The following is a 26025-nucleotide window of genomic DNA, read 5'->3' on the forward strand; positions in this document are numbered from 1 at the left end:
ACCACGATGAGTATGGAAGCCGAATGGCCGCTTTGTGCGCTTGCTCATCTAGAACCGGACGGTCCGCAACCGGCCCAAAAGTTGCGACCTCTTTTGCGTTTCTCCCACGGCCAATGAAGGCCGAGGAGAAATGCGATGGGACACTCACGTTATGATGGAGTTACGCGGCACCGTCCGGCTTGGAATGCCGGCAAGAATGTCGGAACGAAGCGTCCGCTAACGCTAAAGCAGATTTGGGCTATCCGCTTTCATCTCGATCGGGAAGGACGATTGAGGGATAAAACCCTTTTCGATCTTGCCATCGATAGCAAGCTGCGCGGATGCGATCTGGTGAAGATCAAGATCGGTGATGTGGTTGCGGGCACCGAGATTCGCAATCGCGCAACCGTCATCCAGCAGAAGACTAATCGGCCTGTGCAATTCGAGATCACGGCCGATGTGCGAGCCACATTGCTAGCGTGGTTGGAACGCCGGGGCGGCTCTACGAGCGACTATCTGTTCCCCAGCCGCGTTGACCACGCTGGCCACATTAGCACGCGACAGTATGCGCGTCTGGTCGACGAATGGGTAACGGCCATTGGACTGCGCAAAGCAGAATACGGGACACATTCGCTTCGACGGAGTAAGCGCTGTCTGGGCCCCACCTTGCGCTGACAGCTGATTGGTTCAGATGCTTGGGGTCATGGAAGATGGCATCCTAACGAGCGGACTGGACACCAGGTCTGAAGTGGGTCTGGAGCCTACGGGTCGTGCCGAGGTGCTGCGGGCTATGGCCGGCCGCCGGCGAACCTGGACGCTTGAGCAGAAGCTGGCGATGGTCGCGCAGATGGAGCGCTGCGGCAACGTCGCAGCCTTCGCCCGGGAGCACGATATCCGGACATCACTGCTTTACACGTGGCGGCGCGAGCTGCGGTATGCGCTTGAAGCGAGCCGGCCAGTTGAGCACGAGACCGGACCTGCTTTCATCCCGGTGGTTGCGGACTGCCCCAAGTCCTTGCCTGAAGACGTGGCTATCGAGGTCGAGGTGGCAGGCGCAGTGGTGCGGATTGGACGCGCAGCAAAGCCCGACCTGGCGGCCGCCGTTCTGAAGGCTCTGCAGGTGCAACGATGATTGGTCCGGCACCCGGCGCCAGAGTGATGGTGGCAACCCGGCCTGTGGATTTTCGCAAGGGAGCGGACTCGCTCGCGGCACTGGTCGCGGCCGAGTATGGCGGCAAGCCCTATTCCGGCGTGATCTACGTGTTTCGCGCCAAGCGCGCGGACCGGATCAAGCTCATCTGGTGGGACGGAACGGGCCTGTGTCTGATGGCCAAGAGGCTCGAGCAAGGCACCTTCCGATGGCCGCGCATCCAGGAAGGCGTGATGCGGCTGACCGCTGCCCAACTGGGCGCTTTGCTGGAGGGTCTGGATTGGCGCCGCGTGCATGGCGGACGCCGCCCGATCGCGCCCCAGATTGCCGCTTGACGGGGTGTGCGCAGACTGATTCAACCTATTCATGCTCCTCGAGGCAGACCTTCCCGATGACGTTGACGCGCTGCGTGCGCTCGTCCTCGAACAGGCCCGCACACTGACCGATCTCACCGATGCCAAGAGCAAGGCCGATGCCCGGATCGAGCGGCTGCAGGCGATCCTCGAGGCCTTCCAGCGGCACCGGTTCGGCCGTAAGTCCGAGCAGCTCGACCCGGATCAGTTCGAACTCGCCCTGGAGGATATCGAGACCGCGCTTGGCAGCGTGCACGCTGCAAGTGATGCCGCGGTGCACAAGCCGAAGGGCGAACGCCCGCGCAAGACCAACCGCGGATCGTTGCCCGCCCATCTTGAGCGGATCGAGCAGGTCGTCGATGTCGAGGAGAAAGCTTGCCCCTGCTGCGGCGGCGCGCTCCACCAGATTGGCGAGGATGTGGCTGAACGCCTCGATGTCGTCCCCACGACCTTCCGCGTGCTGGTCACCCGCCGTCCGCGCTATGGCTGTCGTTCGTGTGAGAGCGCGGTCGTCCAGGCTCCGGCGCCGGCACGGATCGTCGAAGGTGGCATCCCCACCGAAGCACTGATCGCGCAGGTGCTGGTATCCAAGTATGCCGATCACCTGCCGCTCTACCGGCAGGCGCAGATCTATGCCCGGCAAGGCATCCAGCTGGATCGTTCCTCCCTTGCAGACTGGGTCGGCAGGGCAGCATGGTATCTGCGCCCTTTGCGCGACCACACCCTCGACCGATTGCGACGCTCCGAGCGGCTGTTTGCCGACGAGACCACCGCGCCCGTGCTCGAGCCGGGGCGGAAGAAGACCAAGACCGGCCAGATCTGGGCCTATGCCTGCGATGACCGGCCATGGGGCGGTAGTGATCCGCCAATGGTAGCCTATGTCTACGCTGCCGATCGCAAGACCGAGCGCCCCGAGGCGCATCTTCAGGGCTTTGCAGGCATCCTGCAGGTCGACGGCTATGGTGCCTATGCTGCGCTGGCCCGGCGTCATCAGCAGATCCGCCTCGCGTTCTGCTGGGCGCACGTGCGCCGCAAGTTCTACGAGCTGGCCGAGAGCTCGCCCGTGGCCGCCGACGTGCTGCGCCGCATTGCTGCCCTCTACGCCATCGAGGACGAGATCCGCGGTCTCCCCGCTGACGAACGTCGTGACATCCGCGACCAGCGCAGCCGACCTATCATTGACGACCTGCACAGGTTCCTCGAAGCCCGCGGCCGGCAGGTCAGCGCCAAAAGCCGTCTCGGCGAAGCGATTCGCTACACGCTCCCGCGCTGGGATGGGCTGACGTGCTTCCTCGATGACGGCCGCATCGACCTCGACAACAATGCCGTCGAGCGCGCCATCCGTCCGCTTGCTCTGAACCGCAAGAACGCCCTGTTTGCTGGCTCCGACAAGGGCGGCGACAATTGGGCGGTGATCGCGACGCTCATTGAAAACTGCAAGCTCACCGGCATCAATCCGCACACCTGGCTGACCGCGACGCTCACCAGCCTCGCAAACGGTTACCCCGCATCGCGGATCGAGGAGCTCATGCCCCGCGCCGACGTGGGCTGAAAACACCGCTTACCTTTGATCCGCATCGACATCCGGCGATCTTACCTCCATGACCAATGACTGCAATTAGGGTCGTAAGCTGTCGGTCCGCTTGCTGCGCCTTTTCGCCCAAAACCGGACTGACAGCTATCGGCCCAGTTGCAGTCAACAGCAAACGATCGGCCCATATCTTCACCGCTATAGCATCCCTTCAGGTCGGTGAAATCAACCACCTCCATGCTGCATCCATGCTGCATGGAGGTTTAGGAAGCCGCGGGGAACGCCACGTAATCGTTTGAAAACAAAGGGAACAGTTTGTAATTCGCCCAGCGGACGGCAAACTGAGCTAACGCATTGAATAAGAGGGAAAAAACTGGATGCCCCGCGAGGATTCGAACCTCGATTGACGGAGTCAGAGTCCGTAGTCTTGCCATTAGACGACGGGGCATCATTCATCGGGCCGTGCCGCGATGGAGGGGTGCCTCTAATCGGCGGAGTTCTGCGGGTCAAGGGGAAATATTCCCTGCAATTTGAGCCATGCCGCAAATGGCCCGTGCGACACGGACCCTGCGTCCAAATTCCGTTCGCGCGGCTCTGCCGTGTTCGGCGCGATGGCATTGGGCCATGCGCGCACACGCCGCATGTTGCAAACTTGCTACATTGCCGGTGTGCGGTTATCCTTATCGTCAGGTTCCCCGTGGCGGTTCGATGTCACGGCTTGAAAACACATTGAAGAGTAACGCCATGGCGGAAACATCCCCGCCGGCATCGCAGGAAAAGGATCGTCGCGGCCCGCCCGAAACGGCAAAGCCACCCGCCGATTCGGAAAAAGAGCGAAAAAAGCGCTCGCATCGTTCCAGACGCGTTTCCGGCCGAAAGAAAAGCGAAAAATCCGCCCGGCGTTCGCGTCATCCGGCGTCCGGGGAAACACATGTCGACGCGGCGTCCCGGCGGACCACTTCGGCCGAAGACACGCCGATCGTGATCCTGCCCAAAGCACCGCGCATGGATGGCCCGCCGGCGCCGCGCACGCCCACCGCGCCCGCGTCGCAGGGGTCCCCGAAACGTCCGGGCCAACGCCGCCAGGCCTACGCCGCCATCGACCTCGGCACGAACAATTGCCGCCTGCTCATCGCGCGACCGTCGGGCGAGAATTTCGTCGTGATCGATGCCTTCAGCCGGGTCGTGCGCCTGGGCGAAGGGCTGGCGCATACCGGCAGGTTGAGCGATGCGGCGATGGAACGCACGATGGCCGCGCTGCACGTGTGTGCGGACAAGCTGCGCCGCCGCAACGTCCATCTCGCACGCAGCGTCGCGACCGAGGCCTGCCGCCGGGCGGAGAACGGCCCCGCCTTCATCGAACGCGTGCGCGAGGAAACCGGCATCGCGCTCGACATCATCAGCGCGCAGGAAGAAGCGCGGCTCGCCGTGCTGGGCTGCCACGTGCTGCTCGAACAGGGCGAAGGGCCGGCGATGATCTTCGACATCGGCGGCGGCTCGACCGAGCTCGTGCTGATCGAGACCGGCGATGTCGTGCCGCGCATCATGGACTGGCAATCGGTGCCGTGGGGCGTCGTTTCGCTCACGGAAAGCTTCCCGCCCGCGCAGGACGAGGACGATGCCGATCGCCTCGCCCGCTATCGGCAGATGCGCCATGCCGTGCACCACAGTTTTCGCGAATTTTCGCAGCGTCTCCAACCGTTTCGCGCGCGCAGTGCGGATGGCGAGGCGCCCCGCCTGCTGGGCACCAGCGGCACCGTGACCACGCTCGCCAGCCTGCATCTCGAATTGCCGCAATATGACCGGCGCGCGGTCGACGGGCTGATCGTGCCGGCCGATGCCATGCGCGACATTGCCGACATGCTGTCGACCGCATCGCCCGAAAAGCGGCAGGAGCTGCCCTGTATCGGGCGCGACCGGGCGGAGCTCGTCGTGGCAGGGTGCGCGATTCTCGAAACGATCCTCGACCTTTGGCCGGCGGACCGGCTGGGCGTTGCGGATCGCGGCATTCGCGAAGGCATCCTGCGCAGCCTCATGGCAGGCGTGCTGTCCCCGCAGGACGAACCGACGCGCCCGCCCCGCCCGCTCTGACCCCGATCTTGACACAGGACATTCCATCATGAGCCGCGCCGGACAGGACCGCGAGAAACTCAAGCGTTCGCGCAAGCGCAGCGAATCCTCGGCACGCTGGCTCACCCGGCAGCTGAACGATCCCTATGTCAAACAGGCGCGCGCCGACGGCTATCGCAGCCGCGCGGCCTACAAGCTGCGCGAACTGGACGAGAAGTTCGGCCTGCTGAAGGGGAAGACCCGCGTCGTCGACCTTGGCATTGCGCCGGGCGGCTGGTCGCAGGTCGTCACGCAGGTCTGCCCCCGCGCGGAAATCGTGGGGATCGATCTGCTCGACGTCGAACCCCTGCCCGGCGTCACCATCTTCAAGATGGATTTCATGGACGACGATGCCCCCGCCACGCTCACCGGCGCGCTGGGCGGGCCACCCGATCTCGTCATGTCGGACATGGCCGCCAACACGGTCGGGCACAAGCAGACCGACCACCTGCGCACGATGGGCCTGGTGGAAACGGCGGTCGATTTCGCGATTCGCACGCTCGAACCCGGTGGCGATTTCATTGCCAAGGTGCTCGCCGGCGGGACCGACACGCAATTGCTCGCTCTGCTGAAAGGGCATTTCACGACGGTCAAGCATGCCAAGCCGCCCGCCAGCCGCAAGGGCAGTTCGGAATGGTACGTCATTGCCAAGGGTTTCAAGGGCGAGGCGTAAAGCAGACCCCAACGGATCGACAACGCGTGTGAAAAAGCCCCGCACCGGCCATGACCGATGCGGGGCTTTTCCCGTCGATTCGTGAAAGCGTGGCTTATTCGGGCGCACCCGCCGGGCGGTTCACTTCGCCGGTGGAGTTGTCGCCGCCGCTGGGCTTGAGCGCGGGCTGCGCCATCGCGCCGGCGGCCTCGGCGCCGACCTTCGTCGCGGGGCCGGCCGACCCTGCGGGCGTACCCGAAACGCCGGGGGTGTCGGCATCGCCGCCCTCGTTATCGGCAACAGGCTCGTCCCCGCTTGCCGCGACATCCTCGAGCTCCGGCTCGGGAAGCGGCAGGTTCGAGCCCATCGAATTCAGATAGGCAATGACATTGGCGCGATCTTCGGGCTTCGACAGGCCGGCAAAGCTCATCTTCGTGCCGCTGGCAAAGGCGCGCGGGCTGGCGAGCCAGTCGTTCATGTTCTCGAACGACCAGTCGCCGCCATGGCCCGAAAGCGCGCCGGAATAGGCAAAGCCTGCCGCATGCTTGCCGATCGGCTTGCCCAGCACGCCCCACAGATTGGGACCGATCCCGTTCGGCCCGCCCTGCGCGATGGTGTGGCACGCGGTGCACTTGGCAAAGACCGCCTCGCCCGCGGCGGGATCGGCGGATTGCAGCAACACGGCGAGCGAGGGCCCGGATTCGCCGCCCTCTTCCTCTGCTGCCTCGATCACATAGCCGAATTCCTCGGTCTCCGGATTGTCGGCATGGAACACCCGGCTGCTGATCGCGGACAGGCCCAATGCCACAACCCCGCCAAAGAGCACCCAGCCGGCAATCGTATTGCTTTTGTCTTGCATCGTGAAATCCGTCGGTCCATGCCGGGCGAACCGGCGCAAAAGGCTTGCGCGACGCTCTAGTTATTGCGCCGCGTCAAGGCAAGGGCTGGTTTGCGGTTTCGCGTTTCGCCGGCCCATCGCCCTTCGTCGATCGCGCCAACGCCCCGCCGCTAATCACTTGGCAGAGCGGAGCCGGCCCATTATCGCCCGCGCCATGTCCGAAACCACGTCGCAAAACGCGTCTCCCGTCACGCACAGCTATTCCGCACCGGCCCTCGCCCTTGTGGAGGAGATGACCGCCGCCGCCTCGGCCGATCCCGCGCGCGCCATGGCGTATCAGGGGGCGCCCGGCGCCAATTCCCACCTCGCCGCCACGCTTTACGACGGCGAATGCCTGCCCATGCCGCATTTTTCCTTTGCCGATGCGATCGACGCGGTGCTCGCCGGGCGGGCGGCGCGCGCGATCATTCCCATCGAAAATTCGCACAACGGGCGCGTCGCGGACATTCATTTCCTGCTGCCCGAATCGGGGCTGGCCATCATCGGCGAGTTTTTCATGCCGATCCACCACACGCTGATGGCGACCGGGCCGGGGCCGTTCCGCGCGGCGATGAGCCATCCGCAGGCGCTGGGTCAGTGCCGGGGCTGGCTACGCAGCCGCAATATCGTCCCGCTCGACCACGCGGACACGGCGGGCGCGGCGGCGAGCGTCGCCGATGCGCGCGATCCCGGCGTGGCCGCCATCGCACCGAAACTCGCTGCGCAGCTTTACGGCCTCACCATCGTTGCCGAAAATATCGAGGACGGCGCCGACAACATGACCCGCTTCGTCATCCTGTCGAAAGATGCGCTCGATCCCGCCGCGCTCGACGGGCCGGCGATGACCACCTTCAAGTTCGAGGTGCGCAACATTCCCGCCGCGCTTTACAAGGCGCTGGGCGGGTTCGCGACCAATGGCGTCAACATGACCAAGCTGGAAAGCTATCAGAACGGATCGGGATTTTCCGCGAGCGCGTTCTACTGCGACATCATCGGGCGGCCCGGCGAACCGAATGTGGATCGCGCGCTCGCGGAACTCGAATATTTCGCGAAGGATCTGCGCATTCTCGGCACCTATCCGCAGGGCCGGCCCCGCCGCTGAGGCCCGCGCTGCGCGATTCGCCGCCTACTCGTCCGCGAAGATCGCCGTTTCGCGCATCCCTTCCGCATCGGCGCGGGCGCGATACATGCCCGGCGTGTTGAAGGCGAAACCGGTCGCCCCGTCCGCGCCGGCATAGATCACCCCGCCATTGCCGCCCTTCGCGCCCAGTTCCGCGAGCACGGCGGCAACGGCCTCCTCCACCGTTTCGTTCAACATCCGCATGCGCGCGCCGATTTCATGCCCGGCGGCCAGTTCGATGAAGGTTTCGCCCGTGCCCGTCGCCGAAATCGCGCAGGAGCGATCGTCGGCATAGGTGCCCGCGCCGATCACCGGCGAATCGCCGACCCGGCCCCATCGTTTCCCGGTCAGGCCGCCAGTGCTGGTCGCAGCGGCGACATGGCCATCCGCATCGCGCGCCACCGCGCCCACCGTGCCGTATTTAAGGTCGGTATCGAACCAGGCGTCCTTTTTCTGGCTGAATTCCTCCCACTGGCGGCGGCGTTCGGCGGTCGCGAAATATGCGGGGTCGACCTGCTCGATCCCCTGTTCCTCGGCAAACCGATTCGCGCCATCATTGGCGAGCATTACGTGCGGGGTTTCCTCCATGACGGCGCGGGCGGCGCGCACCGGGTTCTTCGTGCGCAGCAATCCCGTGGCCGACCCGGCCGAAAGCGTCGCGCCATCCATGATCGCGGCGTCGAGCTCGTTCTTCCCCTCGAAGGTAAAGACCGCCCCTCGCCCTGCATTGAACAGCGGATCATCCTCCAGCGCCATCACCGCCGCCTCCACCGCGTCGAGCGCGCTGCCCCCGCGGCGCAGCACCGCGGTCCCGGCATCGAGCGCCGTACCCAGCGCATCGCGATAGGCGTCCTGCATCTCCGGGCCGAGGATGTCGGGCGTCATCGACCCCGCCCCGCCATGCAGGGCAAGGCTCCAGCGCGAATGTGGGACAGTGGCGTCGGTCATGAATCAGAATCCTTGAAAATCATCGTGGCGCTTGAACGCCCGGCGATGGGGCGGCATCGGTGGCGCATTCGCCCCGCGATGCACGTTCGCCAGCGCGGGGGCAAGCGTTTGGCGGGCGATACGGGCGCGAGGGAGCATGCCATGACCATCGATCGACGCAAGGCGCTGGGCGGCCTCGGCCTGCTTGCCGGATATACGCTCTCGGGATGCGGGGTGGCCGGACGCGGGTTAGGTGGGGCCGAAGGGACCGCGTCGCGGGACAGGCCCATGTCCGGCGCGGACGGCACGGCGCGGCTTGCGGCGCTTCAACAACGGGCCGGCGGCATGCTGGGCGCGTATGTGCTCGACACCGGCGACGGGGCGCATTTCGGGCTGAACGCGGATCGCCGCTTTCCCCATTGTTCCTCGTTCAAGCTGTCGCTGGCGGCGATGCTGCTCCACCGGATCGACCGGGGTGAGATCGACGGAGACGAGATCCTGCCCTATGGCCCCGACGCGCTGATGAGCGTATCGCCGGTCACGACGCGCCACGTGGACGAGGGCGGGCTGCCCGCGATCGTGCTCGCCCGCGCGGCAGTCGTGACGAGCGACAATGCCGCTGCAAACCTGCTGCTGCGCCGGCTCGGCGGACCCGCGGCAATGACCGCGTTCTGGCGCGGGATCGGCGACGGAACCAGCCGGCTCGACGCTTACGAGCCGGAACTGAACCGCATCCCCCCGGGCACTGAGGAAAACAGCACGACCCCTGCCGCCATGGCCGCGACGCTGGCGCGCCTCGCCACTGGCGACGTGCTGTCCCCCGCATCCCGGGCGACCTTGCGCGACTGGATGGCGGCGACGAACACGGGGCTGCGGCGGATACGCGCCGGGCTTCCCACGGGCTTTACCGCGGGCGACAAGACCGGCACGAGCCTCTTCCCCGATGCCAGCGCGCATTATATCGACATCGCGGTTGCCGAAACGGCGGGCCATGCACCCGTCGTGATCACGGCCTATTACGATACCGGCGCGATACAGTCGGACATGGACCCGGCGGACGAGGCCGTTCTTGCCGAGGTGGGGCGCATTGCCGCGGCATGGCTTTCCTCCCGCATGGAGCATTCGCAATGACCATCCGCTATCGTGCCGCCCGGATGGACGACACCGATGCGCTCGCGGCGCTGGGCCGGGACAGTTTCGTCGCCGCATTCGGCCATGTCTACGACCCCGCCGATCTCGCGGCGTTCCTGCAACAGGTCTATGCCCGCGATGCGGTGGCGGAGGAGATCGCCGATCCCGCGATGATCCACCGGCTGGCCTTTGCCGGGGACGAGATGGTCGGTTATTGCAAGCTTATCGACGGCGAATGCTACCCCGGCCAGTCCGATGCGCAGCGGCCCATCACGCTCGGCCAGATCTACACCGCGCCCGACCGCACGGGCCAGGGGATCGGACGCGTGCTCACCGAATGGGCCATCGCGGAGGCGCAGTCGCGCGGCTGCGACGCGATCCAGCTTTCGGTGTGGAGCGAGAACGAGGCGGCGCAGCGGTTTTACGCCCGCCATGGCTTTCGCAAGATCGCCGACATCGATTTCTGGGTCGGGGATCATCGCGACGATGAATATCTTTATGAACGCCGCCTCTAGCATCACACACGCAAAAGGCGGACAACGACACGGTCGACCCCGGCACGCTCAATGACGGCGGCGTGACGGGCGAAACGCAGCTTCATTTTACGGACGGCCATATTATCCGCGTCATCATCAATGCGCGGGGCTGGAACCGGGCGGCGTGCACCTCGGCCATGTTCAAGGCCGGGGCGCAAATGGCACGGCCGTGGATTCGCAGTGTCCGACGCCCGCCGCCGATCGCGATGGCGACGGTTTCGCCGAACGGGCCGAGGAAGTGCCGCCCTATGGCGACGTCGTGATCCCGCTCGGCAATGTCGATCCCGATGGGGGCGGGCGGGTGAACTACCACCGCACGATCGACGTCACCACGACCGAGTATGGCGACGGGCCGAATGCGCAGCAGATCGCCCCGGGGCGGTGGCCGCTAAACCTTCCGTCGCGAGGCGGCATGGCACGAGGCGCGGCGCGTCCCGATACCGGGGCGCGCCGCACCCGTTTCACCCCAGCCATTTCCAGCGCCAGAACAACACGACCTGCACCGCGAGTATGGCGCAGCACAAGCCCGACACGACCCAGAACGCATCGCCATTGTTCACCCCCGGCACCCCGCCGACATTGATGCCAAGCAGTCCGGTCACGAAGCTTAACGGAAGGAAGATCGCCGCCACGATGGTCAGCAAATAGCTCGTCCGGTCGGCGCTGGCCGCGGCGCGGGCGCGGATGTCGTCCTGCAACACGACGGCGCTTTCCTTCGATATGTCGATATCTTCGAGATAGCGGCGCAGGCGGTCGATCGATTCGGCGATTTCGCGCCGGTCATGCTCCTCGAACCAGGGGGGCGCGTCGCGGCTGATGCGTTCAAGTGCTTCGTGCTGCGGGCTCATATGGCGTTTCAGGGCGAGGCAATTGCGGCGGATGACGGCGATCCGGTCGAGCATGTCGTCCGCGTCGTCCTCCGGGTCCGCCTGTTCGAGCCGGTCGATATTGTCGTTCATGTCGAGGATGGAATGGTTCATCCGCGCGATCATGTGTTCGGTCACGCTGGTGATGAGCGCGCCGGCATCGGTCGGCCCCGTACCGGCGTCGATCTCGGCCAGCGTCTGGCGCGGGGTCTGAAGCGGTTCGCGGCGCAATGTGACCACCCGCCGCCCGTCGGACCACAGTTGCAGGGCGATCATGTCCTCCGGCTCCGCACCGGGGTTGAAGTTGATCCCGCGCAGCACCGCGACCAGCGCATTGCCTTCGCGCAGGGCGCGCGGGCGCGTATCGTCGCTGACCAGCAATTCGGCGGTCGGCTCGCTCATCTGCAATGCGTGTTCGAGCCAATCCTGCAATCCGTCGGCATTGCGGCACAGATGCAGCCACAGCATCTCGCCCGCGCGGCCGGGGCGCCATTGATTCGCCTCCTCCCACGAAACGACGCGCCCGCCGCCATTCCCGTCGAGCACGCGCGCGAACAGCAGCGCGGCATCCGGATCCGCCACGTCATAGTCCTGCGATGCAGCCAATTGCGTCCCTTTCCAGTGCGAGCCGAAGCGCCCTGATGGCAGGAGCGCGCCGCCCTGCGCAAGCCTGTCCGCGGCCCCTTGCGATCAAATGCGCGAAATCATCCGCGGCTGGAATTGCCCGTATCACAAAGAGCCTGTATGGTGGCCCCATGTCCTCCATCAGACCCTGGCGCACGATAGAGCGCCGCAAGAGCCGGCAGATCATGGTCGGAAACGTGCCCGTCGGCGGCGATGCCCCGATCACGGTGCAGACCATGACCAACACGCCCACCAGTGACGCAGGCGCCACGATCGACCAAATCCGTCGGTGCGAGGAGGCGGGCGCCGACATCATCCGCGTGTCCTGTCCCGATACCGACAGCACGGCGGCGCTGGGCGAAATCGTCCGCGCGGCCGAGGTGCCGATCGTCGCCGACATCCATTTCCATTACAAGCGCGCGCTCGAGGCCGCCGATGCGGGCGTCGCGTGTCTTCGCATCAATCCCGGCAATATCGGCAGCGACGAACGCGTCGCCGAGGTCGTGCGCGCGGCGAAAGCCAATGGCTGCGCGATCCGCATCGGGGTGAACGCGGGTTCGCTGGAGCGCGACCTGCTCGAAAAATATGGCGAGCCTTGTCCCGAGGCCCTGGTGGAAAGCGCGCTCGACCATATCAAGCTATTGCAGGACCACGATTTCCACGAATACAAGGTCGCGGTGAAGGCGTCGGACGTGTTCCTCGCCGTCGCGGCGTATCAGGGGCTGGCCGATGCGGTCGATTGCCCCCTCCATCTCGGCATTACCGAGGCGGGCGGGCTCGTCGGCGGGACGGTCAAATCCTCGATCGGCATGGGCAACCTGCTGTGGGCGGGCATCGGCGATACGTTGCGCGTGTCGCTCTCCGCCGAGCCGGAGACCGAGGTGCGCGTCGGCTTCGAAATGCTCAAGGCGCTGGGCCTGCGTACCCGCGGCGTGCGGGTCGTGTCCTGCCCGTCCTGCGCGCGGCAGGGTTTCGACGTCATCCGCACGGTCGAAGCACTGGAAGACCGGTTGCAGCATATCAAGGTGCCGCTCTCGCTCTCCGTTCTCGGCTGCGTCGTGAACGGGCCGGGCGAGGCGCGCGAAACCGAAATCGGCATCACCGGCGGCGGCAATAACAAGCACATGGTCTATCTGTCGGGGGTGACCGATCACCATGTCCAGTCGGACGACATGCTGGACCATATCGTAAGCCTCGTGGAGGCCAAGGCCGCCGAGATCGAGGCGGCGGAACTCGAAGCGCGCAGCAGTGACGCCGGCAAGGCGGACGGAGCCGGGCGGGGCGGATCGACGACGAACGGAGCGCAGACGGTCCCGGCCGAATGATCCGTGCGGCGGGCCGCGCGGCGGTTCATATTCCCGCCACGCACGCCGTGCTACGCCTCCGCGCATGAACGACACATCCGCCATCGCCTTGCCCCGCCGTGCCCTGCTGAAAACCGGGCTGGGCGTGGGTGCGGCATTGTCCCTGCCGGGCGCCGCGACGACCCGCGCTTTTGCGCAGGCGTCGCCGGTATCGCCGCGGGACCGCGCCATCCTCGACGTGGCCAGGCGCGAGGTGGAGCGAAATGCCGCGACCTTGTGGAAAAGCGACATCGCCGGCATCGCCGATTTCGGTGTGCATAGTTCGGTCCCCCGTTTCCATTTCGCCAATCTGGAAAACGGCACGGTGCGCAGTTTCCGCGTCGCCCATGGCAAGGGGTCCGATCCCGACCACAACGGCATGCTCGACGCGTTTTCCAATGTCGAGGGGTCCAACGCGACCAGCCGGGGCGCCTACATCACCTATGAATGGTATGTCGGGAAATATGGCACGTCGATCCGGCTGGGCGGGCTCGACCCGACGAACGACAATGCGCTGCGCCGTTATATCGTCATGCACTCGGCCTGGTATGCGGAAGCATCGCATGTCGCCGAATGGGGGCGTCTGGGCCGCTCGGACGGGTGTTTCGCGATGGCGCCCGACGAATTCAACGAGGCGCTTTGGCATCTGTCGGGCGGGCGGCTGCTGTTCGCGGACCGGCTGAACTTCGGCTGATACGATCGATTTCGGCTGATACGAAAAAGGCGGAGGAGCACCCCCGCCCTTTTCATGTGCCTTGGGCCGAGGATCAGGCGCCCGGCGCTTCGATCGGCACGACTTCCTCGTCGGTGACGCGCTGCCCGGTCTTCATCACGCGCGGCGCCGCCATGCTGGCCAGCACCGGCGCATCCCGGCCGTAAATATCGTCAAAGCTGCGCATCTTGCCGTCGATGTCGCGGGCCATGGTGAAATAGGTGATATACACCGGCAACTGCTTTTCGAGCGGCACCTTCGTATATTCGCCGCTTCCCGAAATGGCGACGGCCTCGTCCTTGTCCAGCCCGCCGACCGCGATCGCCAGCGTCAGCGCGAGTTCCAGCGCGCGTTCGGTCCGGATGCACCCGTGCGATAGCGCGCGCATGTCTTGCGCGAAAAAATGCTTTGACGGGGTATCGTGGAGGAAGATCGCATGCTCGTTCGGCATGTCGAGCTTCATCAGCCCCAGCGCATTATTCTCACCCGGCTGCTGCACCACGATGGTCATGCCGCTCTCAGTCTTGCTCACCTTGTAACCGTCGCGCGCCGCCTGCGCAGGGTTGTTCGACAGGCGCGCACCCAGCCCCTCGCCCACGACGATGGATTGCGGCACGGTCCAGGTGGGGTTGAAGATCACGCCCTCGACGATTTCGGCGAGTTGCGGCGTGGCAGTGCGGCCGGGCTTGCCCACGACCGTCTTGTAGCTGCGCACGATCTTGTCGTTAACGGTCAGGCGAAGCTGATACTCCGGCACGTTGGTGAGCAGGTAGCTGCGTCCCAGATCTTGGCCCAGCCAGCGCCAGCGATCCATGTTCGCCATGATCCGCGCGCGCTTTTCCTTCTGCGCCGCCGGCGTCTTCGCCAGCATCTCGCGCAGCGCGACATAATCGGGATGCACGGGTTTGAGCGAATCGAGCGCGCCCGCAATGTCGCCGGTATCCAGCGCCTCGGTCAGCAAGGGCGCGATCGGCAGCCGGTCGGCATCGGGATCGACCACGAACCATTGCCGGCGCGCATCCATCTCGGTCCGCCCGTCGCGCAGATCCTGCGCCACCCAGGTGAACACGCGCGTCGCCGTATCGTTGAGCATCTCCGCATCGCCCGAACGGATCGCCGCCTCCAGCATGACCGGCTCGTAATCGCGGGGGAACAGCCCCTCTGCATCGAGCTTGCGGACATAGGCGAGCAGCGCCTGCGCCTGCGCCGTGGTCCAGTCGGGTGCGACGTCGAAATGATCGGTCGGGATGTCCTGCACCACCGCTTCGGACCCGAACTCCATCTGCGAGGCGGGGACGGCCTCACGCTTCACCGGGCGGGGGAGCGCTTGTTCGCCCGCCCCCTGCTGGTCGCGTGGCTGCGCGCGGTCGGGCATCTGCCGGACCTGCACCGGCTCGCTTTGCTGCAACAGGTCGCGCGGCGCGCGCGTCTGCTTCGCAGGCCCATCCTGCGCCTGCGCGGCGCCGGCACCGGCCCCTGCGGCAAGGGCCAGCGCACCCAGCGCACCGGCCATGAGGGAACCTGAAATGCGCGAACGTCTCGAAATCAGCGGCAGGCAGGTCAAATCAACTCTCCTTCGTCGGGCGCCCCTGCACCCGGACTGTCGTGCCTTCCATATCCGCTCATACAGCTTTCGCCATGCTTAATCCGCCCATGCGCGTGCGCGATATTGTCGCGGCCCAGCACCGGTTCGCCCTGCCGATCCCTTGACGTTTGCGCCATTCTGACCCATCGCCGCATACAAATATCACCGCATTTGCGAAGGCGGCATCCCTGCCGCACCGTTCGCACAGCCAAAACGGGGAAGACACGACCATGACAGCCGTTGGAAAAGACACCCTCAAGACCCGCACGACGATGAATGTCGGCGGGCGCGAGATCGCCTATTATTCGCTGAACAAGGCGGGTGAGCAGCTCGGCGACGTATCGCGCCTGCCCTTCTCGCTGAAGGTGCTGCTCGAAAACATGCTCCGTTTCGAGGACGAAGGCTTCACGGTGGGCCGCGAACATGCGCAGGCCATCGCCGACTGGCAGAAGAACCCGGTCACGGGGCAGGAAATCCAGTATCGCCCGGCCCGCGTCCTGCTTCAGGATTTCACCGGCGTTCCCTGCGTCGTCGACCTGGCCGCGATGCGCGATGCCATCGGCACGCTGGGCGGCGACACGTCCAAGATCAACCCGCAGGTGCCCGTGCACCTCGTCATCGACCACTCCGTCATGGTGGACGAATTCGGCCACCCCAAGGCGTTCGAACACAATGTCGAGATGGAATATCAGCGTAATGCCGAGCGTTACGACTTCCTGAAATGGGGCGCAAAAAGCCTCGACAATTTCAAGGCGGTTCCTCCCGGCACCGGCATCTGCCACCAGGTGAACCTTGAACATATCGGACAGGGCGTGTGGACGAGCCAGGATGAAAGCGGCGTCACCGTCGCCTATCCCGACACCTGCGTCGGCACCGATTCGCACACGACCATGATCAACGGCCTCGGCGTGCTGGGCTGGGGCGTCGGCGGGATCGAGGCGGAGGCCGCCATGCTCGGCCAGCCGGTCTCGATGCTCATCCCCGAGGTCGTCGGCTTCAAGCTGACCGGCAAGATGGCCGAGGGGATCACCGCGACCGATCTCGTGCTGACCTGCGTGCAGATGCTGCGCGCGAAGGGTGTCGTCGGCAAGTTCGTCGAATTCTACGGGCCGGGCCTCGCCTCGCTCAGCCTCGCCGACCGTGCGACCATTGCCAACATGGCGCCCGAATATGGCGCGACCTGCGGCTTCTTCGGCATCGACGACAAGACGCTCGAATATCTGCGCCTGACCGGCCGCGAAGAGGACGACATCGCCCTCGTCGAGGCCTATGCCCGCGAACAGGGGCTGTGGGCCGATCCGTCGAACCCCGATCCGGTCTTCTCCGACACGCTGGAACTCGACATGGGGCAGGTCGTCCCCTCGCTCGCCGGCCCGAAGCGCCCGCAGGACAAGGTCGCGCTCGACAAGGTGGACGAGCTGTTCAACACCGACCTTGCAGAGGTGTACAAGAAGGCCGCGCCCGATCGCGTCGATGTGGAGACGAAGGGCCACGACATCGGCGACGGCGACGTGGTCATCGCCGCCATCACGAGCTGCACCAACACCTCCAACCCCAGCGTCCTGGTCGCCGCCGGCCTCGTCGCACGCAAGGCGCATGAGAAAGGCCTGACGCCCAAGCCCTGGGTGAAGACCTCGCTCGCCCCCGGGTCGCAGGTCGTGACCGACTATCTGGAAAAGGCCGGGCTGCAGGACGACCTCAACGCCATCGGCTTCGATCTCGTCGGCTATGGCTGCACCACCTGCATCGGCAATTCCGGCCCGCTGGCCGAGCCGATTTCGGCGGCGATCAACAACAACAATATCGTCGCGGCATCGGTGCTTTCGGGCAATCGCAATTTCGAAGGACGCGTATCGCCCGACGTACGCGCGAATTTCCTCGCCTCGCCGCCGCTCGTCGTCGCCTATGCGTTGAAGGGCACGGTGACCGAGGACATCACCACCACGCCGATCGGCACCGACAAGGCGGGCGAGGACGTGTTCCTGCGCGATATCTGGCCCACCAATCAGGAAGTCGCGGAGCTGATGAACAGCTCCATCGACCGCACCATGTTCCAGGCCCGCTATGCCGACGTCTACAAGGGCGACGACCATTGGCAGAAGATCGACGTCACCGGCTCCGACACGTATCAGTGGCGCGCCGGGTCGACCTATGTGCAGAACCCGCCCTATTTCGAAGGGATGGGTATGGAGCCTGCCCCCATCGCCGACATCCGCGATGCGAAGCCGCTGGCGATCCTGGGCGATTCGGTCACGACCGACCACATCTCGCCCGCCGGCTCGATCAAGGAAGACAGCCCCGCCGGCCGCTACCTCAAGGAGCACCAGGTCGCGAAGGCGGACTTCAACTCCTACGGTTCGCGCCGCGGCAATCACGAGGTCATGATGCGCGGCACCTTCGCCAATATCCGCATCAAGAACGAGATGGTGCCCGGCGTCGAAGGCGGCGTGACCACCTATAATGGCGAGCAGATGGCGATCTACGACGCCGCGATGAAGCACAAGGCCGACGGCACGCCGCTGGTCGTCGTGGGCGGCAAGGAATATGGCACCGGCTCGTCGCGCGACTGGGCCGCGAAGGGCACGATCCTGCTCGGCGTGCGCGCGGTCATCGTGGAAAGCTACGAGCGTATCCACCGCTCCAACCTCGTCGGCATGGGCGTGCTCCCGCTGCAGTTCAAGGACGGCGACACGCGCCTGTCGCTCGGCCTTACGGGTGAGGACAGCTTTACCATCCTCGGCCTCGACAGCCTGACCCCGGCGCAGGACGTGACCGTGGAAGTGACGCGCCCCTCGGGCGAGACGTTCACCTTCACCGCGAAGTGCCGGATCGATACCGCCAACGAAATGGAATATTACAAGAACGGCGGCATCCTCCACTACGTGCTGCGCAAGCTGGCCGCGTAACGCGGGGCCACACGGCATACACAGCGATGAAAGGGCGGTCCTTCGGGGCCGCCCTTTTTCGTGGTGCAGCACAGCCCGCGGCAATTTCCGGATAAAGGCCCTTGCATCCCGGCTCCACTAATGCAACCTATTATCATTAGCATGAATAGGAGATCGCATGCCGTCGTCCGTCATTGCCGCCCGCCCTTTTGCCGAGGCCATGTTTGTCCGGCTTTTCCGTTCGTGGAGCGCCGCCCGCACCGATGGCGATGTCGCCCGCCACATGCACGATGCCGCGCAACGCTTCATGCTCCCCGCCCACGCGGCGCAGCTTTGCGCCGGGCTGTTTCAGATGGTGGAGGACAGGCTGGGCCGGGAATTGCGGCCGGAATGCTGTTGCTCGCGCAGCTTCTCGCCCGACGAAAAGGCGTTGATCGCACTTCTCGCGAAGGCAGAGGGGGACGACAGTCGCGATCCGCTCGACCGGTGCGCCCTTTCCGTATGTCGGGCGCTTGGGCTTGGCGGGAACCCGGCTGCGGGCGCGCACCGAACGCGGTCGCCATCGATCGCGCCGGGGGCATTCGGAACCCCGGAAAAGGCGGTCCGTCATGGGCTTTGACCTAGCGACGCTCACGCCGCAATACGACTTGCGCGCGATCCCGCCCCTGCGCGCCGTGATCGTGTGCGCGGTCCGATACCTACATGTCGCGCGCGTCGGGCGATGTTACTGCCACAAAGGGTGGCAGCGCTTCCTCGGCACCGAGGCGGCGATCCGCCCGTTTCACGGCTTCTTGTCGGAAGTGGACCAGTACTGGCCCGAACCGGTCGCGCTGAACCGGCCCTGCGATCCCATGCTCAGCTTTGACGAGGCGCTGCTCGCCGACATGCTCGCGGCCGCGGCGGGCGGTGACCGCGACGGGTTCGACCGGATGATTCGCGACATGATCCCGGCGGCGGGACGCCATGCGATGTGGTTCACGGGCTCCCGCCTCGTTCGCGCGATGGGCACCGCGGCGTGATCGCGTCATGGAACAAGGCGCATTCCCGGCGATTGAGGGAGCGAACTGCGGCCGCCCCGGTCCGCGAATTTTCGTGAAGGAACCCGCTATGAAACGTCTTGTCGCCCTTGCCTCCGCGCCGCTCCTGCTTGCCGCATGCGGCGGTAACGATGCCGAGGATCAGAATGCGGTCGCACCCGCCGACACCATGGCGACCGACACCGCGACGATCCCCGCGACCGACCCGAGTGCGGAGGCCGCGCTCGGCATGACCGAAATGCAGTTGATGGATGCCGATCTCGTCGATGCGGCGGGCGAGGATCTCGGCGATGTCGAGGGCGTCGTGCGCGATGCATCGGGCACGGTGACCGCGCTCAACGTGGAGCGTGACGGCGGGATGGTGGCCGTGCCGCTCGACAGCCTCACCCGCATGGACATCGATGGCGAGATGGACGTGCAGACCACGCTTTCGCCCGAGGAGCTGGACGCGCTCGCCCCCACGCCGATGTAAACGGCCCGGTATACGCCAATCGCGGCGACGGGGCCGGGCGTTACGGCGCGGCCCCGTCCTCGCTTTCCGGCGTATCGGCGAACAATCCGCCCTGCACCGCCCCGCCCGGCGGCGTCAGGCCGAGATGCTGCCACCCCCGGTCGTTGAGGCACCGGCCCCGGGCCGTGCGCGCGATCAGGCCGAGCTGTATCATGTAGGGCTCGACCACTTCCTCGACCGTATCGCGCGGTTCCGACAGCCCGGCGGCGAGCGTCTCGATCCCGACCGGCCCGCCCTTGTAGATGTCGGCGATCATGGTGAGATAGCGCCGGTCCATCGCGTCGAGCCCCAGCCGATCCACCTCCAGCCGGGTCAGCGCATCGTCGGCGATGGCCTTCGTGACGGTCCTCGCCCCCGCGACGCTGGCGAAATCGCGCACCCGGCGCAGCAGGCGCCCCGCCACGCGCGGCGTCCCCCGCGCCCGCCGCGCGATTTCGGTCGCCCCATCCCGGTCGATGTCGAGGTCGAGCAGCCGCGCCGCCCGCGTGACCACCCGCTCCAGCTCCTCCACGGTATAGAATTGCAGCCGCACCGGAATGCCGAACCGGTCGCGCAGCGGCGTGGTGAGCAGACCCTGCCGCGTGGTCGCGCCGACCAGCGTGAAGGGCGGCAGATCGATGCGCACCGACCGCGCCGATGGCCCCTCCCCGATGATGAGGTCGAGCGCGCGATCCTCCATCGCCGGATACAGCACCTCCTCCACCACGGGGTTGAGGCGGTGAATCTCGTCGATGAACAGGACGTCGCCCGCCTCCAGATTGGTGAGGAGTGCGGCCAGATCGCCCGATTTCGCAATCACCGGCCCGGAGGTGGCGCGAAACCCCACGCCCAGTTCCTTTGCCACGATCTGCGCCAGCGTCGTCTTGCCAAGTCCGGGCGGACCGAAGAACAGCACGTGGTCCATCGCCTCGCCGCGCGATTTCGCCGCCTCGACGAAGACGCGCAGGTTTTCGCGCGCGGTCTTCTGCCCCACGAATTCGGCCAGCGATTTGGGCCGCAGCGCCGCGTCGGGATCGTCGGGCAAGCGTTCGGGCGTGTGGATCGGCCCTTCGCCCGGCATGTCGTCCATGCTCATGCGATCACCCCGCCGCCCGTTTCAGTGCGACCCGGACCAGATCGTTCAGCTCGGCCCCCTCGCCCAGCTCGCCCGCCGCATGGGCGACCGCGCTCGCCGCGATGGCCGGCTTGAAGCCCAGGTTTTCGAGCGCGGACACCGCGTCCGCATTGGCCCCGCCCAGGGGCGCCGCACCGACCGCGCCCGATACGCCCGGCGCCGCCGGCAGCGCGCCCGCCTTGTCCTTCAGCTCATTCACGATGCGGCTGGCCAGTTTCGGGCCGACGCCATTGGCGCGCGTGACCATGGCGGCGTCCTGCTGCGCACAGGCGCGCTGCAATTCGTCGGTCGCCAGTGCCGACAGGATCGCGAGGGCGACTTTCGAGCCCACCCCCTGCACCGCCGTCAACAACCGGAACCAGTCCCGCTCCGCCCCGCTGGCAAAGCCGATGAGCCGCATGTCGTTTTCCGACACCTGGAGATCGGTGAACACGGTGCACCCCTCGCCCCGCTCGCCAAGCGTGGACAATGTGCGCGCCGAACAATGGACGAGATAGCCCACCCCGCCCACGTCGATAATGGCCCAGTCCATGCCGGTTTCGTCCAGCCTGCCGGAGAGTTTCGCAATCATGGCCGGACGCTAGCGCACGCGGAACGGGAAGGGAACATGCACGCCCGCGTTTTCCCGGCGCTATTTATTGGCCTGCGCGTCCTGCGGCACGTCGTCGTCCGGCCCGAAATAGAGCGGCGCGCATTGGTCCGCCAGCACGCCGCCCGTGATGGTCAGGTCGTCCTTGTACGCATCGGCGATGTAATCGAGCGTGGAAAGGTGCCGGTCCTCGAAATACATGTCGTGCACGTCGTCCCGGCCCGCGCCGTAAACGATGCGCGTCACCCCGGCCCAGATGCTGGCCATGGTGCACATGCCGCACGGCTGCAAGGTGGAGTAAAGCGTGGCCCCGCGCATCTGCATGTCGCCCAATGCCTGCCCCGCCGCGCGCATGGCGGTAATCTCGGCATGGGCGGTGGGGTCGCACCCTTCGACGGTGCGGTTCACCCCGCCCGCGACTTGCACGCCGTCGCGCACGATCAGTGCCGCAATCGGCGTATCGGCGGGATCGGTACCCTTTTCCCGAATCGCGAGGGCGAGGGCCTGCCGCATCCATTCGCGGTCCTGTGTGTCATGCTCCATGCGGTTTCAGATGGGCATGCGCGATCGCCACGGCAAGCGCGTCGGCCGCATCGGGGCCTGTAACCTTCACGCCGGGGAGCAAAACCTTCAACATCGCCTGCACCTGCTCCTTTTGTGCAGCGCCGGTGCCGACGACGGCTTTCTTCACGATGCGGGTCGAATGTTCGAACACCGGCACCTGCCCCGCGGCGCAAGCGGCGAGGACGCACCCCCGAGCATGCGCGAGTTTCAGCGTGGATTGCGGGTTCTTGTTGACGAACACCTCCTCCACCGCGGCGACATCGGGGTGATGCGCGGCAATGGCGGCTGCGACGCCTTGCTGTATCTGCAACAGACGCTCGGCAATGGGCAGCTTGGAACTCGTCGGCAATTGCCCGTTGGCGATATGCGACAGGCGCGCGCCCTCCACCCGGACCAACCCCCATCCGGTGCAGGTCAGCGAGGGGTCCAGCCCCAAGACGATCATCGAATCGCCCGCTTATTCCGCGCCAAGCTTTTCCATGATTTCGTCCGACACTTCGTAATTGCCCCAGACGGTCTGCACATCATCATCGTCGTCGAGCGCGTCGATCAGCTTGAAAAGCGTCTGCGCCGGCGCCTCTTCCATGTCGACGGTGATGTTGGGCTTCCACGCGAGCTTGACCGTCTCGGCCTCGCCCAGCGTCTTTTCCAATGCGCTCGCCACCTCGTGCAGATCGTCCGCCGCGGTCCAGATCTCGTGCTCGTCCTTGCCCGACTGGATATCCTCGGCGCCGGCTTCCATCGCGGCTTCGAGCACCTTGTCCTCGCCGCCGACGCTGGCGGGATAGACGATCAGGCCGAGCCGTTCGAACCCGTGGCTCACCGAACCCGACGCGCCCAGGTTACCGCCGTTTTTCGAAAAAGCGGTGCGTACGTTCGTCGCGGTACGGTTGCGATTGTCGGTCAATGCCTCGACGATGATCGCGACGCCTTGCGGGCCGTAGCCTTCGTAGCGGATTTCCTCGTAATCGTCGCCTTCGTTGGCCGATGCCTTGTCGATGGCGCGCTGGATATTGTCCTTGGGCATCGACTGCGACTTGGCGGCGTTCACGGCGAGGCGCAGGCGCGGGTTCATGTCCGGATCGGGCATGCCCATTTTCGCCGCCACGGTGATTTCGCGCGAAAGCTTGGAAAACATCGCGGAACGCTTCTTGTCCTGCGCGCCCTTGCGATGCATGATATTCTTGAATTTGGAATGGCCTGCCACCAATCCGCTCCTGTCGTCATATTATGGATTGGCGCGGTGCTTAGACCCGTGCCCGTCCCTTCGCAAGGCCGTCGCTTCGCTTGCATGCCGTCCACGCCTCATGGCTTTATCAAGTCCGCAATCTGGAAAAACCTGCCCATGCCGATCCTCGCCATCGACCACGTCAATATCCGCACGCCCGACATGGATGGCACCATCGCGTTCTTTCGCGACATGCTGGACATGGAAATCACCGCCGCGCCGGGCCGCCGGGTCGAACATAACGCTCGGCTGCTGGACGAGGCAGGCCGCGCGGTCGTCCACCTCCTCCGCGAAAAGCCCGGCGCCCCGGTGGGCGAGGATAATGGCGCGTTCGATCACGTCGCACTCGAATGCAGCGGATATGATGCGCTGCTCGAACGGCTCGGCCGCAACGGCTATCGCGTGCGCACCAACGAGGTTGCGGAAATCGGCCTGCGCCAGATTTTCGTGCACGAACCCAATGGCGTGCTGCTCGAACTGAATTTCCGCGGGGACTGATCGCTTCAGCGCAGGATGACCGCCGTCCCGCTGCACGACACCATCAGCATCGAGCCGTTCTGGCCCAGCACCTCGTAATCGATATCGACGCCGACGACGCCATTGCCGCCCAGTTCCAGCGCCTCGGCCTGCATTTCGGACAAGGCTTCCTTGCGCGCGCGGGACAGCACCTCCTCGTACTTGCCCGAACGCCCGCCGACGAGGTCGGTGATGGAGGCGAACAGGTCGCGAAACAGGTTCGCGCCCACGATAACCTCGCCCGTGACGATGCCGAGATATTCGCGCACTTCGCGCCCTTCGACGACGGCGGTGGTGGTCACCACCATGCCGCCGCCATCGCCGCGATTGCTCCAGGGACTAGGCATTGACCACGCTCCCGCCATTGGGGTGAAGCACCTGCCCCGTCATATACGACGAATCCTCGCACGCGAGGAACAGGAACGCGGGCGCGACCTCGTTCGGCTGTCCGGGGCGGCCCATCGGCGTGCCTTCGCCGAAATGCTTCACCTTTTCGGGCGGGGCGCCGCCGGCGGGGTTGAGCGGCGTCCAGATCGGACCGGGTGCGACCGCGTTCACGCGAATGCCGTCATCGACCAGATTGCCCGACAGCGAGCGGGTAAAAGCGGTGATCGCACCCTTCGTCGCGCTGTAATCGAGCAGGCCGGGCGAGCCCTTGTACATCGTCACGCTGGTGCAATTGACGATCGCCGCCCCTTTTTTAAGATGCGGGCGCGCGGCCTGCACCATGTAGAACTGCGAAAAGATGTTGGACTGAAACGTGCGCTGCAACTGTTCGGGGGTGATGTCGGTCACGTCCTTGTCGGGGTGCTGCTCGCCCGCATCATTGACGAGGATGTCGAGACGGCCCCATTTATCGACCGTTTCGCGCACGATCTTGTCGCATTGGTCCTTGTGGCCCAGGTCGCCGGGAAACAGCAGCGCCTCGCTCCCCTCGTCGCGCACGAGCTGCGCGGTCTTTTCCGCGTCCTCATGCTCCGAAAGATAGGAGATCGCGACCTTCGCCCCTTCGCGGGCATAGAGCACGGCAACGGCGCGGCCGATGCCGCTGTCGGCGCCGGTGACGATGGCGACCTTGTCCTTCAGCCGCCCCGATCCGGGGTAGCGCGGCATGTATTCAGGGGTGGGATCGAGCTTCGCCTCGCTGCCGGGGAGGCCGGGCTCTTCGTCGATCTTCTCGATGAAATCGGCATTGGCCATGGGGTTGTCCTTTCAAAATCGCGTTTGAAAGGAAACGGGCCGGACATGAGCCCCGTTCCGCGAACGGTCGCATGTCCGGCCCGCATTGCCGAATAATCGGGGGCGGCCGGGTTCAGTCGATACCCAGCGCCGCCTTGTAGGTTTCGAGCACCATGTCCATTTCGCGGCGGTCGTCGGCCTTCATCTTACGCAGGCGGACGATCTGGCGCATGATCTTCACGTCATAGCCCACGGCCTTCGCCTCGCCATAGACTTCCTTGATGTCGTCGGCGATGCCCTTCTTTTCCTCTTCGAGGCGCTCGATACGCTCGATCAGCAGGCGCAGGCGATCGTCGGTGTTTTCGGCCATGGCGGCGTGTCTCCACAATGATAGAATCGGGTTCGAGCGTCATGCTCGTCAGCGCGCGGCCTTAGCCAAGAGGGGCGCGGGGGTGAACCCGTGCCCGCGCAATTTATGCACAGGGTGCGCCTCCCCCCGCTCGGCCCGGCCCCAAAGCCTGGGGACTTCAGATATTGCTCTCCACCTTGTTGCGCTTCACGCTGGCCTCCATCCGGGCGATCTGGTCTTCGGTCGCGGGGGTCTGATGCCGGTCCTTCCACTCGTCCATCGGCATGCCGTGGATGAGTGCGCGGGCCTCGCCCTTGTCGCCCTCATAACCGGCATCGCGGATCCAGTCGGCGAGGCAATTGCGGCAAAACCCCGATAGCCCCATCAATTCGATGTTCTGTGCATCGGTGCGATGCCGCAAATGGCGCACGAGGCGCCGGAACGCGGCGGCGGCCTGTGCATCGGGCAGCGCGTCGAGGGGGTCGGTCATGTCATTTCTCCATCTGAATATCGCCACTAACGCTTGCGAGGGCGGGGCTGTGCCCATAGGACTTGCCA

30 protein-coding genes and 1 tRNA gene are annotated in these 26025 nt (G+C 65.5%); 17 read left to right on the plus strand and 14 right to left on the minus strand.

The features are described from left to right. Positions 1 to 135: 135 nt before the first annotated feature. The 4 genes from Q0897_RS12300 to Q0897_RS12315 are packed head-to-tail and all read left to right on the plus strand — an operon-like array spanning position 136 to position 3034. Positions 136 to 654: a tyrosine-type recombinase/integrase gene (locus tag Q0897_RS12300; protein ID WP_299309748.1), complete on the plus strand. Its 519-nt coding sequence runs from the start codon at positions 136 to 138 to the stop codon at positions 652 to 654. A gap of 28 nt (positions 655 to 682) precedes the next feature. Beyond that, positions 683 to 1111 (plus strand): transposase, encoded by a 429-nt coding sequence (locus Q0897_RS12305; protein WP_299309749.1) that lies wholly within the window; start codon positions 683 to 685, stop codon positions 1109 to 1111. Further along, positions 1108 to 1464 (plus strand): IS66 family insertion sequence element accessory protein TnpB, encoded by a 357-nt coding sequence (gene tnpB, locus Q0897_RS12310; protein ID WP_299309750.1) that lies wholly within the window; start codon positions 1108 to 1110, stop codon positions 1462 to 1464. The genes Q0897_RS12305 and tnpB overlap by 4 nt, the downstream gene beginning before the upstream one ends. A 31-nt stretch (positions 1465 to 1495) precedes the next feature. Then, on the plus strand, positions 1496 to 3034 hold the full coding sequence (locus tag Q0897_RS12315) for an IS66 family transposase (RefSeq protein WP_299309751.1): 1539 nt from the start codon (positions 1496 to 1498) through the stop codon (positions 3032 to 3034). 353 nt (positions 3035 to 3387) lie between these two features. On the opposite strand, the gene Q0897_RS12320 is transcribed toward Q0897_RS12315, so the two are convergent. Next, positions 3388 to 3461: transfer RNA gene (locus Q0897_RS12320), tRNA-Gln, on the minus strand. Positions 3462 to 4018: 557 nt separating this feature from the next. Here Q0897_RS12320 and Q0897_RS12325 point away from each other — a divergent pair. Both Q0897_RS12325 and Q0897_RS12330 read left to right on the plus strand, forming a co-directional pair. Further along, entirely contained in the window at positions 4019 to 5104 is a 1086-nt protein-coding gene (locus Q0897_RS12325) for a Ppx/GppA phosphatase family protein (RefSeq protein WP_366519934.1), read from the plus strand. Between the two features lie 28 nt (positions 5105 to 5132). Further along, entirely contained in the window at positions 5133 to 5795 is a 663-nt protein-coding gene (locus tag Q0897_RS12330) for an RlmE family RNA methyltransferase (protein ID WP_299309753.1), read from the plus strand. Between the two features lie 94 nt (positions 5796 to 5889). Here the strand turns inward: Q0897_RS12330 and Q0897_RS12335 are convergent, their stop codons facing one another. After that, positions 5890 to 6633, minus strand: a complete 744-nt coding sequence (locus tag Q0897_RS12335; RefSeq protein WP_299309754.1) for a cytochrome c family protein — start codon at positions 6631 to 6633, stop codon at positions 5890 to 5892. 193 nt (positions 6634 to 6826) lie between these two features. Between Q0897_RS12335 and Q0897_RS12340 the strand changes: the two genes are divergently transcribed. Further along, the gene (locus Q0897_RS12340; protein ID WP_299309755.1) at positions 6827 to 7753 is read left to right on the plus strand and encodes a prephenate dehydratase; all 927 of its coding nucleotides are present in this window, start codon (positions 6827 to 6829) and stop codon (positions 7751 to 7753) included. A 24-nt stretch (positions 7754 to 7777) separates the two neighbouring features. Here Q0897_RS12340 and Q0897_RS12345 read toward each other — a convergent pair whose 3' ends face one another. Continuing rightward, a complete protein-coding gene (locus tag Q0897_RS12345) occupies positions 7778 to 8719 on the minus strand; it encodes an isoaspartyl peptidase/L-asparaginase family protein (protein WP_299309756.1) in 942 nt (313 codons plus the stop codon). A 141-nt stretch (positions 8720 to 8860) separates the two neighbouring features. On the opposite strand from Q0897_RS12345, the gene bla reads away from it, so the two are divergent. The 3 genes from bla to Q0897_RS12360 all read left to right on the plus strand — a co-directional run bounded on the left by bla (position 8861) and on the right by Q0897_RS12360 (position 10628). Next, the gene (gene bla, locus Q0897_RS12350) at positions 8861 to 9829 is read left to right on the plus strand and encodes a class A beta-lactamase (RefSeq protein ID WP_299309757.1); all 969 of its coding nucleotides are present in this window, start codon (positions 8861 to 8863) and stop codon (positions 9827 to 9829) included. Next, positions 9826 to 10344 carry an N-acetyltransferase gene (locus Q0897_RS12355; protein ID WP_299309758.1) on the plus strand — a complete coding sequence of 173 codons (519 nt, stop codon included), beginning with the start codon at positions 9826 to 9828 and terminating at the stop codon, positions 10342 to 10344. The genes bla and Q0897_RS12355 overlap by 4 nt, the downstream gene beginning before the upstream one ends. A 62-nt stretch (positions 10345 to 10406) precedes the next feature. Continuing rightward, positions 10407 to 10628: a hypothetical protein gene (locus Q0897_RS12360; RefSeq protein WP_299309759.1), complete on the plus strand. Its 222-nt coding sequence runs from the start codon at positions 10407 to 10409 to the stop codon at positions 10626 to 10628. A 198-nt stretch (positions 10629 to 10826) separates the two neighbouring features. Here the strand turns inward: Q0897_RS12360 and Q0897_RS12365 are convergent, their stop codons facing one another. Beyond that, complete coding sequence (locus Q0897_RS12365) at positions 10827 to 11837, minus strand: zinc transporter ZntB (RefSeq protein WP_299309760.1); 1011 nt, start codon at positions 11835 to 11837, stop codon at positions 10827 to 10829. Positions 11838 to 11986: 149 nt separating this feature from the next. Here Q0897_RS12365 and ispG point away from each other — a divergent pair, with 149 nt between their 5' ends. Together ispG and Q0897_RS12375 are read left to right on the plus strand one after the other, a co-directional pair. Beyond that, positions 11987 to 13180, plus strand: coding sequence for a flavodoxin-dependent (E)-4-hydroxy-3-methylbut-2-enyl-diphosphate synthase (gene ispG, locus Q0897_RS12370; RefSeq protein WP_299309761.1), 1194 nt, complete (start codon positions 11987 to 11989; stop codon positions 13178 to 13180). A 64-nt stretch (positions 13181 to 13244) separates the two neighbouring features. Beyond that, positions 13245 to 13892, plus strand: coding sequence for a murein L,D-transpeptidase catalytic domain-containing protein (locus tag Q0897_RS12375; protein WP_299309762.1), 648 nt, complete (start codon positions 13245 to 13247; stop codon positions 13890 to 13892). 73 nt (positions 13893 to 13965) lie between these two features. Here the strand turns inward: Q0897_RS12375 and Q0897_RS12380 are convergent, their stop codons facing one another. Beyond that, entirely contained in the window at positions 13966 to 15423 is a 1458-nt protein-coding gene (locus Q0897_RS12380; protein ID WP_299309763.1) for a L,D-transpeptidase family protein, read from the minus strand. Positions 15424 to 15725: 302 nt separating this feature from the next. Here Q0897_RS12380 and acnA point away from each other — a divergent pair, with 302 nt between their 5' ends. From acnA to Q0897_RS12400, 4 genes are all read left to right on the plus strand, one after another. Then, on the plus strand, positions 15726 to 18401 hold the full coding sequence (gene acnA, locus Q0897_RS12385; protein ID WP_299309764.1) for an aconitate hydratase AcnA: 2676 nt from the start codon (positions 15726 to 15728) through the stop codon (positions 18399 to 18401). Between the two features lie 157 nt (positions 18402 to 18558). Beyond that, positions 18559 to 18999 carry a hypothetical protein gene (locus Q0897_RS12390; protein WP_299309765.1) on the plus strand — a complete coding sequence of 147 codons (441 nt, stop codon included), beginning with the start codon at positions 18559 to 18561 and terminating at the stop codon, positions 18997 to 18999. Further along, entirely contained in the window at positions 18989 to 19399 is a 411-nt protein-coding gene (locus tag Q0897_RS12395; protein ID WP_299309766.1) for a hypothetical protein, read from the plus strand. The genes Q0897_RS12390 and Q0897_RS12395 overlap by 11 nt, the downstream gene beginning before the upstream one ends. Positions 19400 to 19487: 88 nt before the next feature. Next, complete coding sequence (locus Q0897_RS12400) at positions 19488 to 19889, plus strand: PRC-barrel domain containing protein (protein ID WP_299309767.1); 402 nt, start codon at positions 19488 to 19490, stop codon at positions 19887 to 19889. 40 nt (positions 19890 to 19929) lie between these two features. On the opposite strand, the gene ruvB is transcribed toward Q0897_RS12400, so the two are convergent. The 5 genes from ruvB to Q0897_RS12425 are packed head-to-tail and all read right to left on the minus strand — an operon-like array spanning position 19930 to position 23402. Beyond that, positions 19930 to 20997: a Holliday junction branch migration DNA helicase RuvB gene (gene ruvB / locus Q0897_RS12405; protein WP_299309837.1), complete on the minus strand. Its 1068-nt coding sequence runs from the start codon at positions 20995 to 20997 to the stop codon at positions 19930 to 19932. Positions 20998 to 21007: 10 nt separating this feature from the next. Next, a complete protein-coding gene (ruvA, locus tag Q0897_RS12410) occupies positions 21008 to 21613 on the minus strand; it encodes a Holliday junction branch migration protein RuvA (RefSeq protein WP_299309768.1) in 606 nt (201 codons plus the stop codon). A 60-nt stretch (positions 21614 to 21673) separates the two neighbouring features. Continuing rightward, entirely contained in the window at positions 21674 to 22174 is a 501-nt protein-coding gene (locus Q0897_RS12415; protein ID WP_299309769.1) for a nucleoside deaminase, read from the minus strand. Beyond that, the gene (ruvC, locus tag Q0897_RS12420) at positions 22164 to 22640 is read right to left on the minus strand and encodes a crossover junction endodeoxyribonuclease RuvC (protein WP_299309770.1); all 477 of its coding nucleotides are present in this window, start codon (positions 22638 to 22640) and stop codon (positions 22164 to 22166) included. The genes Q0897_RS12415 and ruvC overlap by 11 nt, the downstream gene beginning before the upstream one ends. A gap of 12 nt (positions 22641 to 22652) precedes the next feature. Further along, positions 22653 to 23402 carry a YebC/PmpR family DNA-binding transcriptional regulator gene (locus Q0897_RS12425; protein ID WP_202086409.1) on the minus strand — a complete coding sequence of 250 codons (750 nt, stop codon included), beginning with the start codon at positions 23400 to 23402 and terminating at the stop codon, positions 22653 to 22655. A gap of 84 nt (positions 23403 to 23486) precedes the next feature. Between Q0897_RS12425 and Q0897_RS12430 the strand changes: the two genes are divergently transcribed. After that, on the plus strand, positions 23487 to 23921 hold the full coding sequence (locus Q0897_RS12430; RefSeq protein WP_299309771.1) for a VOC family protein: 435 nt from the start codon (positions 23487 to 23489) through the stop codon (positions 23919 to 23921). 5 nt (positions 23922 to 23926) lie between these two features. On the opposite strand, the gene Q0897_RS12435 is transcribed toward Q0897_RS12430, so the two are convergent. The 4 genes from Q0897_RS12435 to Q0897_RS12450 form a co-directional block, all read right to left on the minus strand. Further along, positions 23927 to 24247 (minus strand): heavy metal-binding domain-containing protein, encoded by a 321-nt coding sequence (locus Q0897_RS12435; protein ID WP_202087362.1) that lies wholly within the window; start codon positions 24245 to 24247, stop codon positions 23927 to 23929. Positions 24248 to 24278: 31 nt separating this feature from the next. Beyond that, entirely contained in the window at positions 24279 to 25139 is an 861-nt protein-coding gene (locus tag Q0897_RS12440) for an SDR family oxidoreductase (protein WP_299309772.1), read from the minus strand. 112 nt (positions 25140 to 25251) lie between these two features. After that, entirely contained in the window at positions 25252 to 25488 is a 237-nt protein-coding gene (locus Q0897_RS12445) for a DUF2312 domain-containing protein (RefSeq protein ID WP_202086415.1), read from the minus strand. 157 nt (positions 25489 to 25645) lie between these two features. Continuing rightward, positions 25646 to 25957: a DUF1244 domain-containing protein gene (locus Q0897_RS12450; protein WP_299309773.1), complete on the minus strand. Its 312-nt coding sequence runs from the start codon at positions 25955 to 25957 to the stop codon at positions 25646 to 25648. Between the last annotated feature and the right edge of the window lie 68 nt (positions 25958 to 26025).

The organism is uncultured Croceicoccus sp. (assembly GCF_947496385.1).
In the GTDB taxonomy this organism is placed as follows: Bacteria; Pseudomonadota; Alphaproteobacteria; order Sphingomonadales; family Sphingomonadaceae; genus Croceicoccus.

Excerpts from the sequence above, each read along its gene's own strand:
- tnpB (WP_299309750.1), top strand. The coding sequence starts at position 1,108 with ATGATTGGTCCGGCACCCGGCGCCAGAGTGATGGTGGCAACCCGGCCT.
- Q0897_RS12340 (WP_299309755.1), top strand. The coding sequence starts at position 6,827 with ATGTCCGAAACCACGTCGCAAAACGCGTCTCCCGTCACGCACAGCTAT.
- Q0897_RS12315 (WP_299309751.1), top strand. The coding sequence starts at position 1,496 with ATGCTCCTCGAGGCAGACCTTCCCGATGACGTTGACGCGCTGCGTGCG.
- Q0897_RS12345 (WP_299309756.1), bottom strand. The coding sequence starts at position 8,719 with ATGACCGACGCCACTGTCCCACATTCGCGCTGGAGCCTTGCCCTGCAT.
- Q0897_RS12325 (WP_366519934.1), top strand. The coding sequence starts at position 4,019 with ATGGATGGCCCGCCGGCGCCGCGCACGCCCACCGCGCCCGCGTCGCAG.
- bla (WP_299309757.1), top strand. The coding sequence starts at position 8,861 with ATGACCATCGATCGACGCAAGGCGCTGGGCGGCCTCGGCCTGCTTGCC.
- Q0897_RS12450 (WP_299309773.1), bottom strand. The coding sequence starts at position 25,957 with ATGACCGACCCCCTCGACGCGCTGCCCGATGCACAGGCCGCCGCCGCG.
- Q0897_RS12380 (WP_299309763.1), bottom strand. The coding sequence starts at position 15,423 with ATGGCCGGTGCGCTGGGTGCGCTGGCCCTTGCCGCAGGGGCCGGTGCC.
- ruvA (WP_299309768.1), bottom strand. The coding sequence starts at position 21,613 with ATGATTGCGAAACTCTCCGGCAGGCTGGACGAAACCGGCATGGACTGG.
- Q0897_RS12445 (WP_202086415.1), bottom strand. The coding sequence starts at position 25,488 with ATGGCCGAAAACACCGACGATCGCCTGCGCCTGCTGATCGAGCGTATC.
- Q0897_RS12430 (WP_299309771.1), top strand. The coding sequence starts at position 23,487 with ATGCCGTCCACGCCTCATGGCTTTATCAAGTCCGCAATCTGGAAAAAC.
- Q0897_RS12440 (WP_299309772.1), bottom strand. The coding sequence starts at position 25,139 with ATGGCCAATGCCGATTTCATCGAGAAGATCGACGAAGAGCCCGGCCTC.
- Q0897_RS12390 (WP_299309765.1), top strand. The coding sequence starts at position 18,559 with ATGCCGTCGTCCGTCATTGCCGCCCGCCCTTTTGCCGAGGCCATGTTT.
- Q0897_RS12300 (WP_299309748.1), top strand. The coding sequence starts at position 136 with ATGGGACACTCACGTTATGATGGAGTTACGCGGCACCGTCCGGCTTGG.
- Q0897_RS12415 (WP_299309769.1), bottom strand. The coding sequence starts at position 22,174 with ATGGAGCATGACACACAGGACCGCGAATGGATGCGGCAGGCCCTCGCC.
- Q0897_RS12305 (WP_299309749.1), top strand. The coding sequence starts at position 683 with ATGGAAGATGGCATCCTAACGAGCGGACTGGACACCAGGTCTGAAGTG.
- ruvB (WP_299309837.1), bottom strand. The coding sequence starts at position 20,997 with ATGGACGACATGCCGGGCGAAGGGCCGATCCACACGCCCGAACGCTTG.
- Q0897_RS12375 (WP_299309762.1), top strand. The coding sequence starts at position 13,245 with ATGAACGACACATCCGCCATCGCCTTGCCCCGCCGTGCCCTGCTGAAA.
- Q0897_RS12335 (WP_299309754.1), bottom strand. The coding sequence starts at position 6,633 with ATGCAAGACAAAAGCAATACGATTGCCGGCTGGGTGCTCTTTGGCGGG.
- Q0897_RS12330 (WP_299309753.1), top strand. The coding sequence starts at position 5,133 with ATGAGCCGCGCCGGACAGGACCGCGAGAAACTCAAGCGTTCGCGCAAG.
- Q0897_RS12395 (WP_299309766.1), top strand. The coding sequence starts at position 18,989 with ATGGGCTTTGACCTAGCGACGCTCACGCCGCAATACGACTTGCGCGCG.
- ruvC (WP_299309770.1), bottom strand. The coding sequence starts at position 22,640 with ATGATCGTCTTGGGGCTGGACCCCTCGCTGACCTGCACCGGATGGGGG.
- ispG (WP_299309761.1), top strand. The coding sequence starts at position 11,987 with ATGTCCTCCATCAGACCCTGGCGCACGATAGAGCGCCGCAAGAGCCGG.
- Q0897_RS12355 (WP_299309758.1), top strand. The coding sequence starts at position 9,826 with ATGACCATCCGCTATCGTGCCGCCCGGATGGACGACACCGATGCGCTC.
- Q0897_RS12400 (WP_299309767.1), top strand. The coding sequence starts at position 19,488 with ATGAAACGTCTTGTCGCCCTTGCCTCCGCGCCGCTCCTGCTTGCCGCA.
- acnA (WP_299309764.1), top strand. The coding sequence starts at position 15,726 with ATGACAGCCGTTGGAAAAGACACCCTCAAGACCCGCACGACGATGAAT.
- Q0897_RS12435 (WP_202087362.1), bottom strand. The coding sequence starts at position 24,247 with ATGGTGGTGACCACCACCGCCGTCGTCGAAGGGCGCGAAGTGCGCGAA.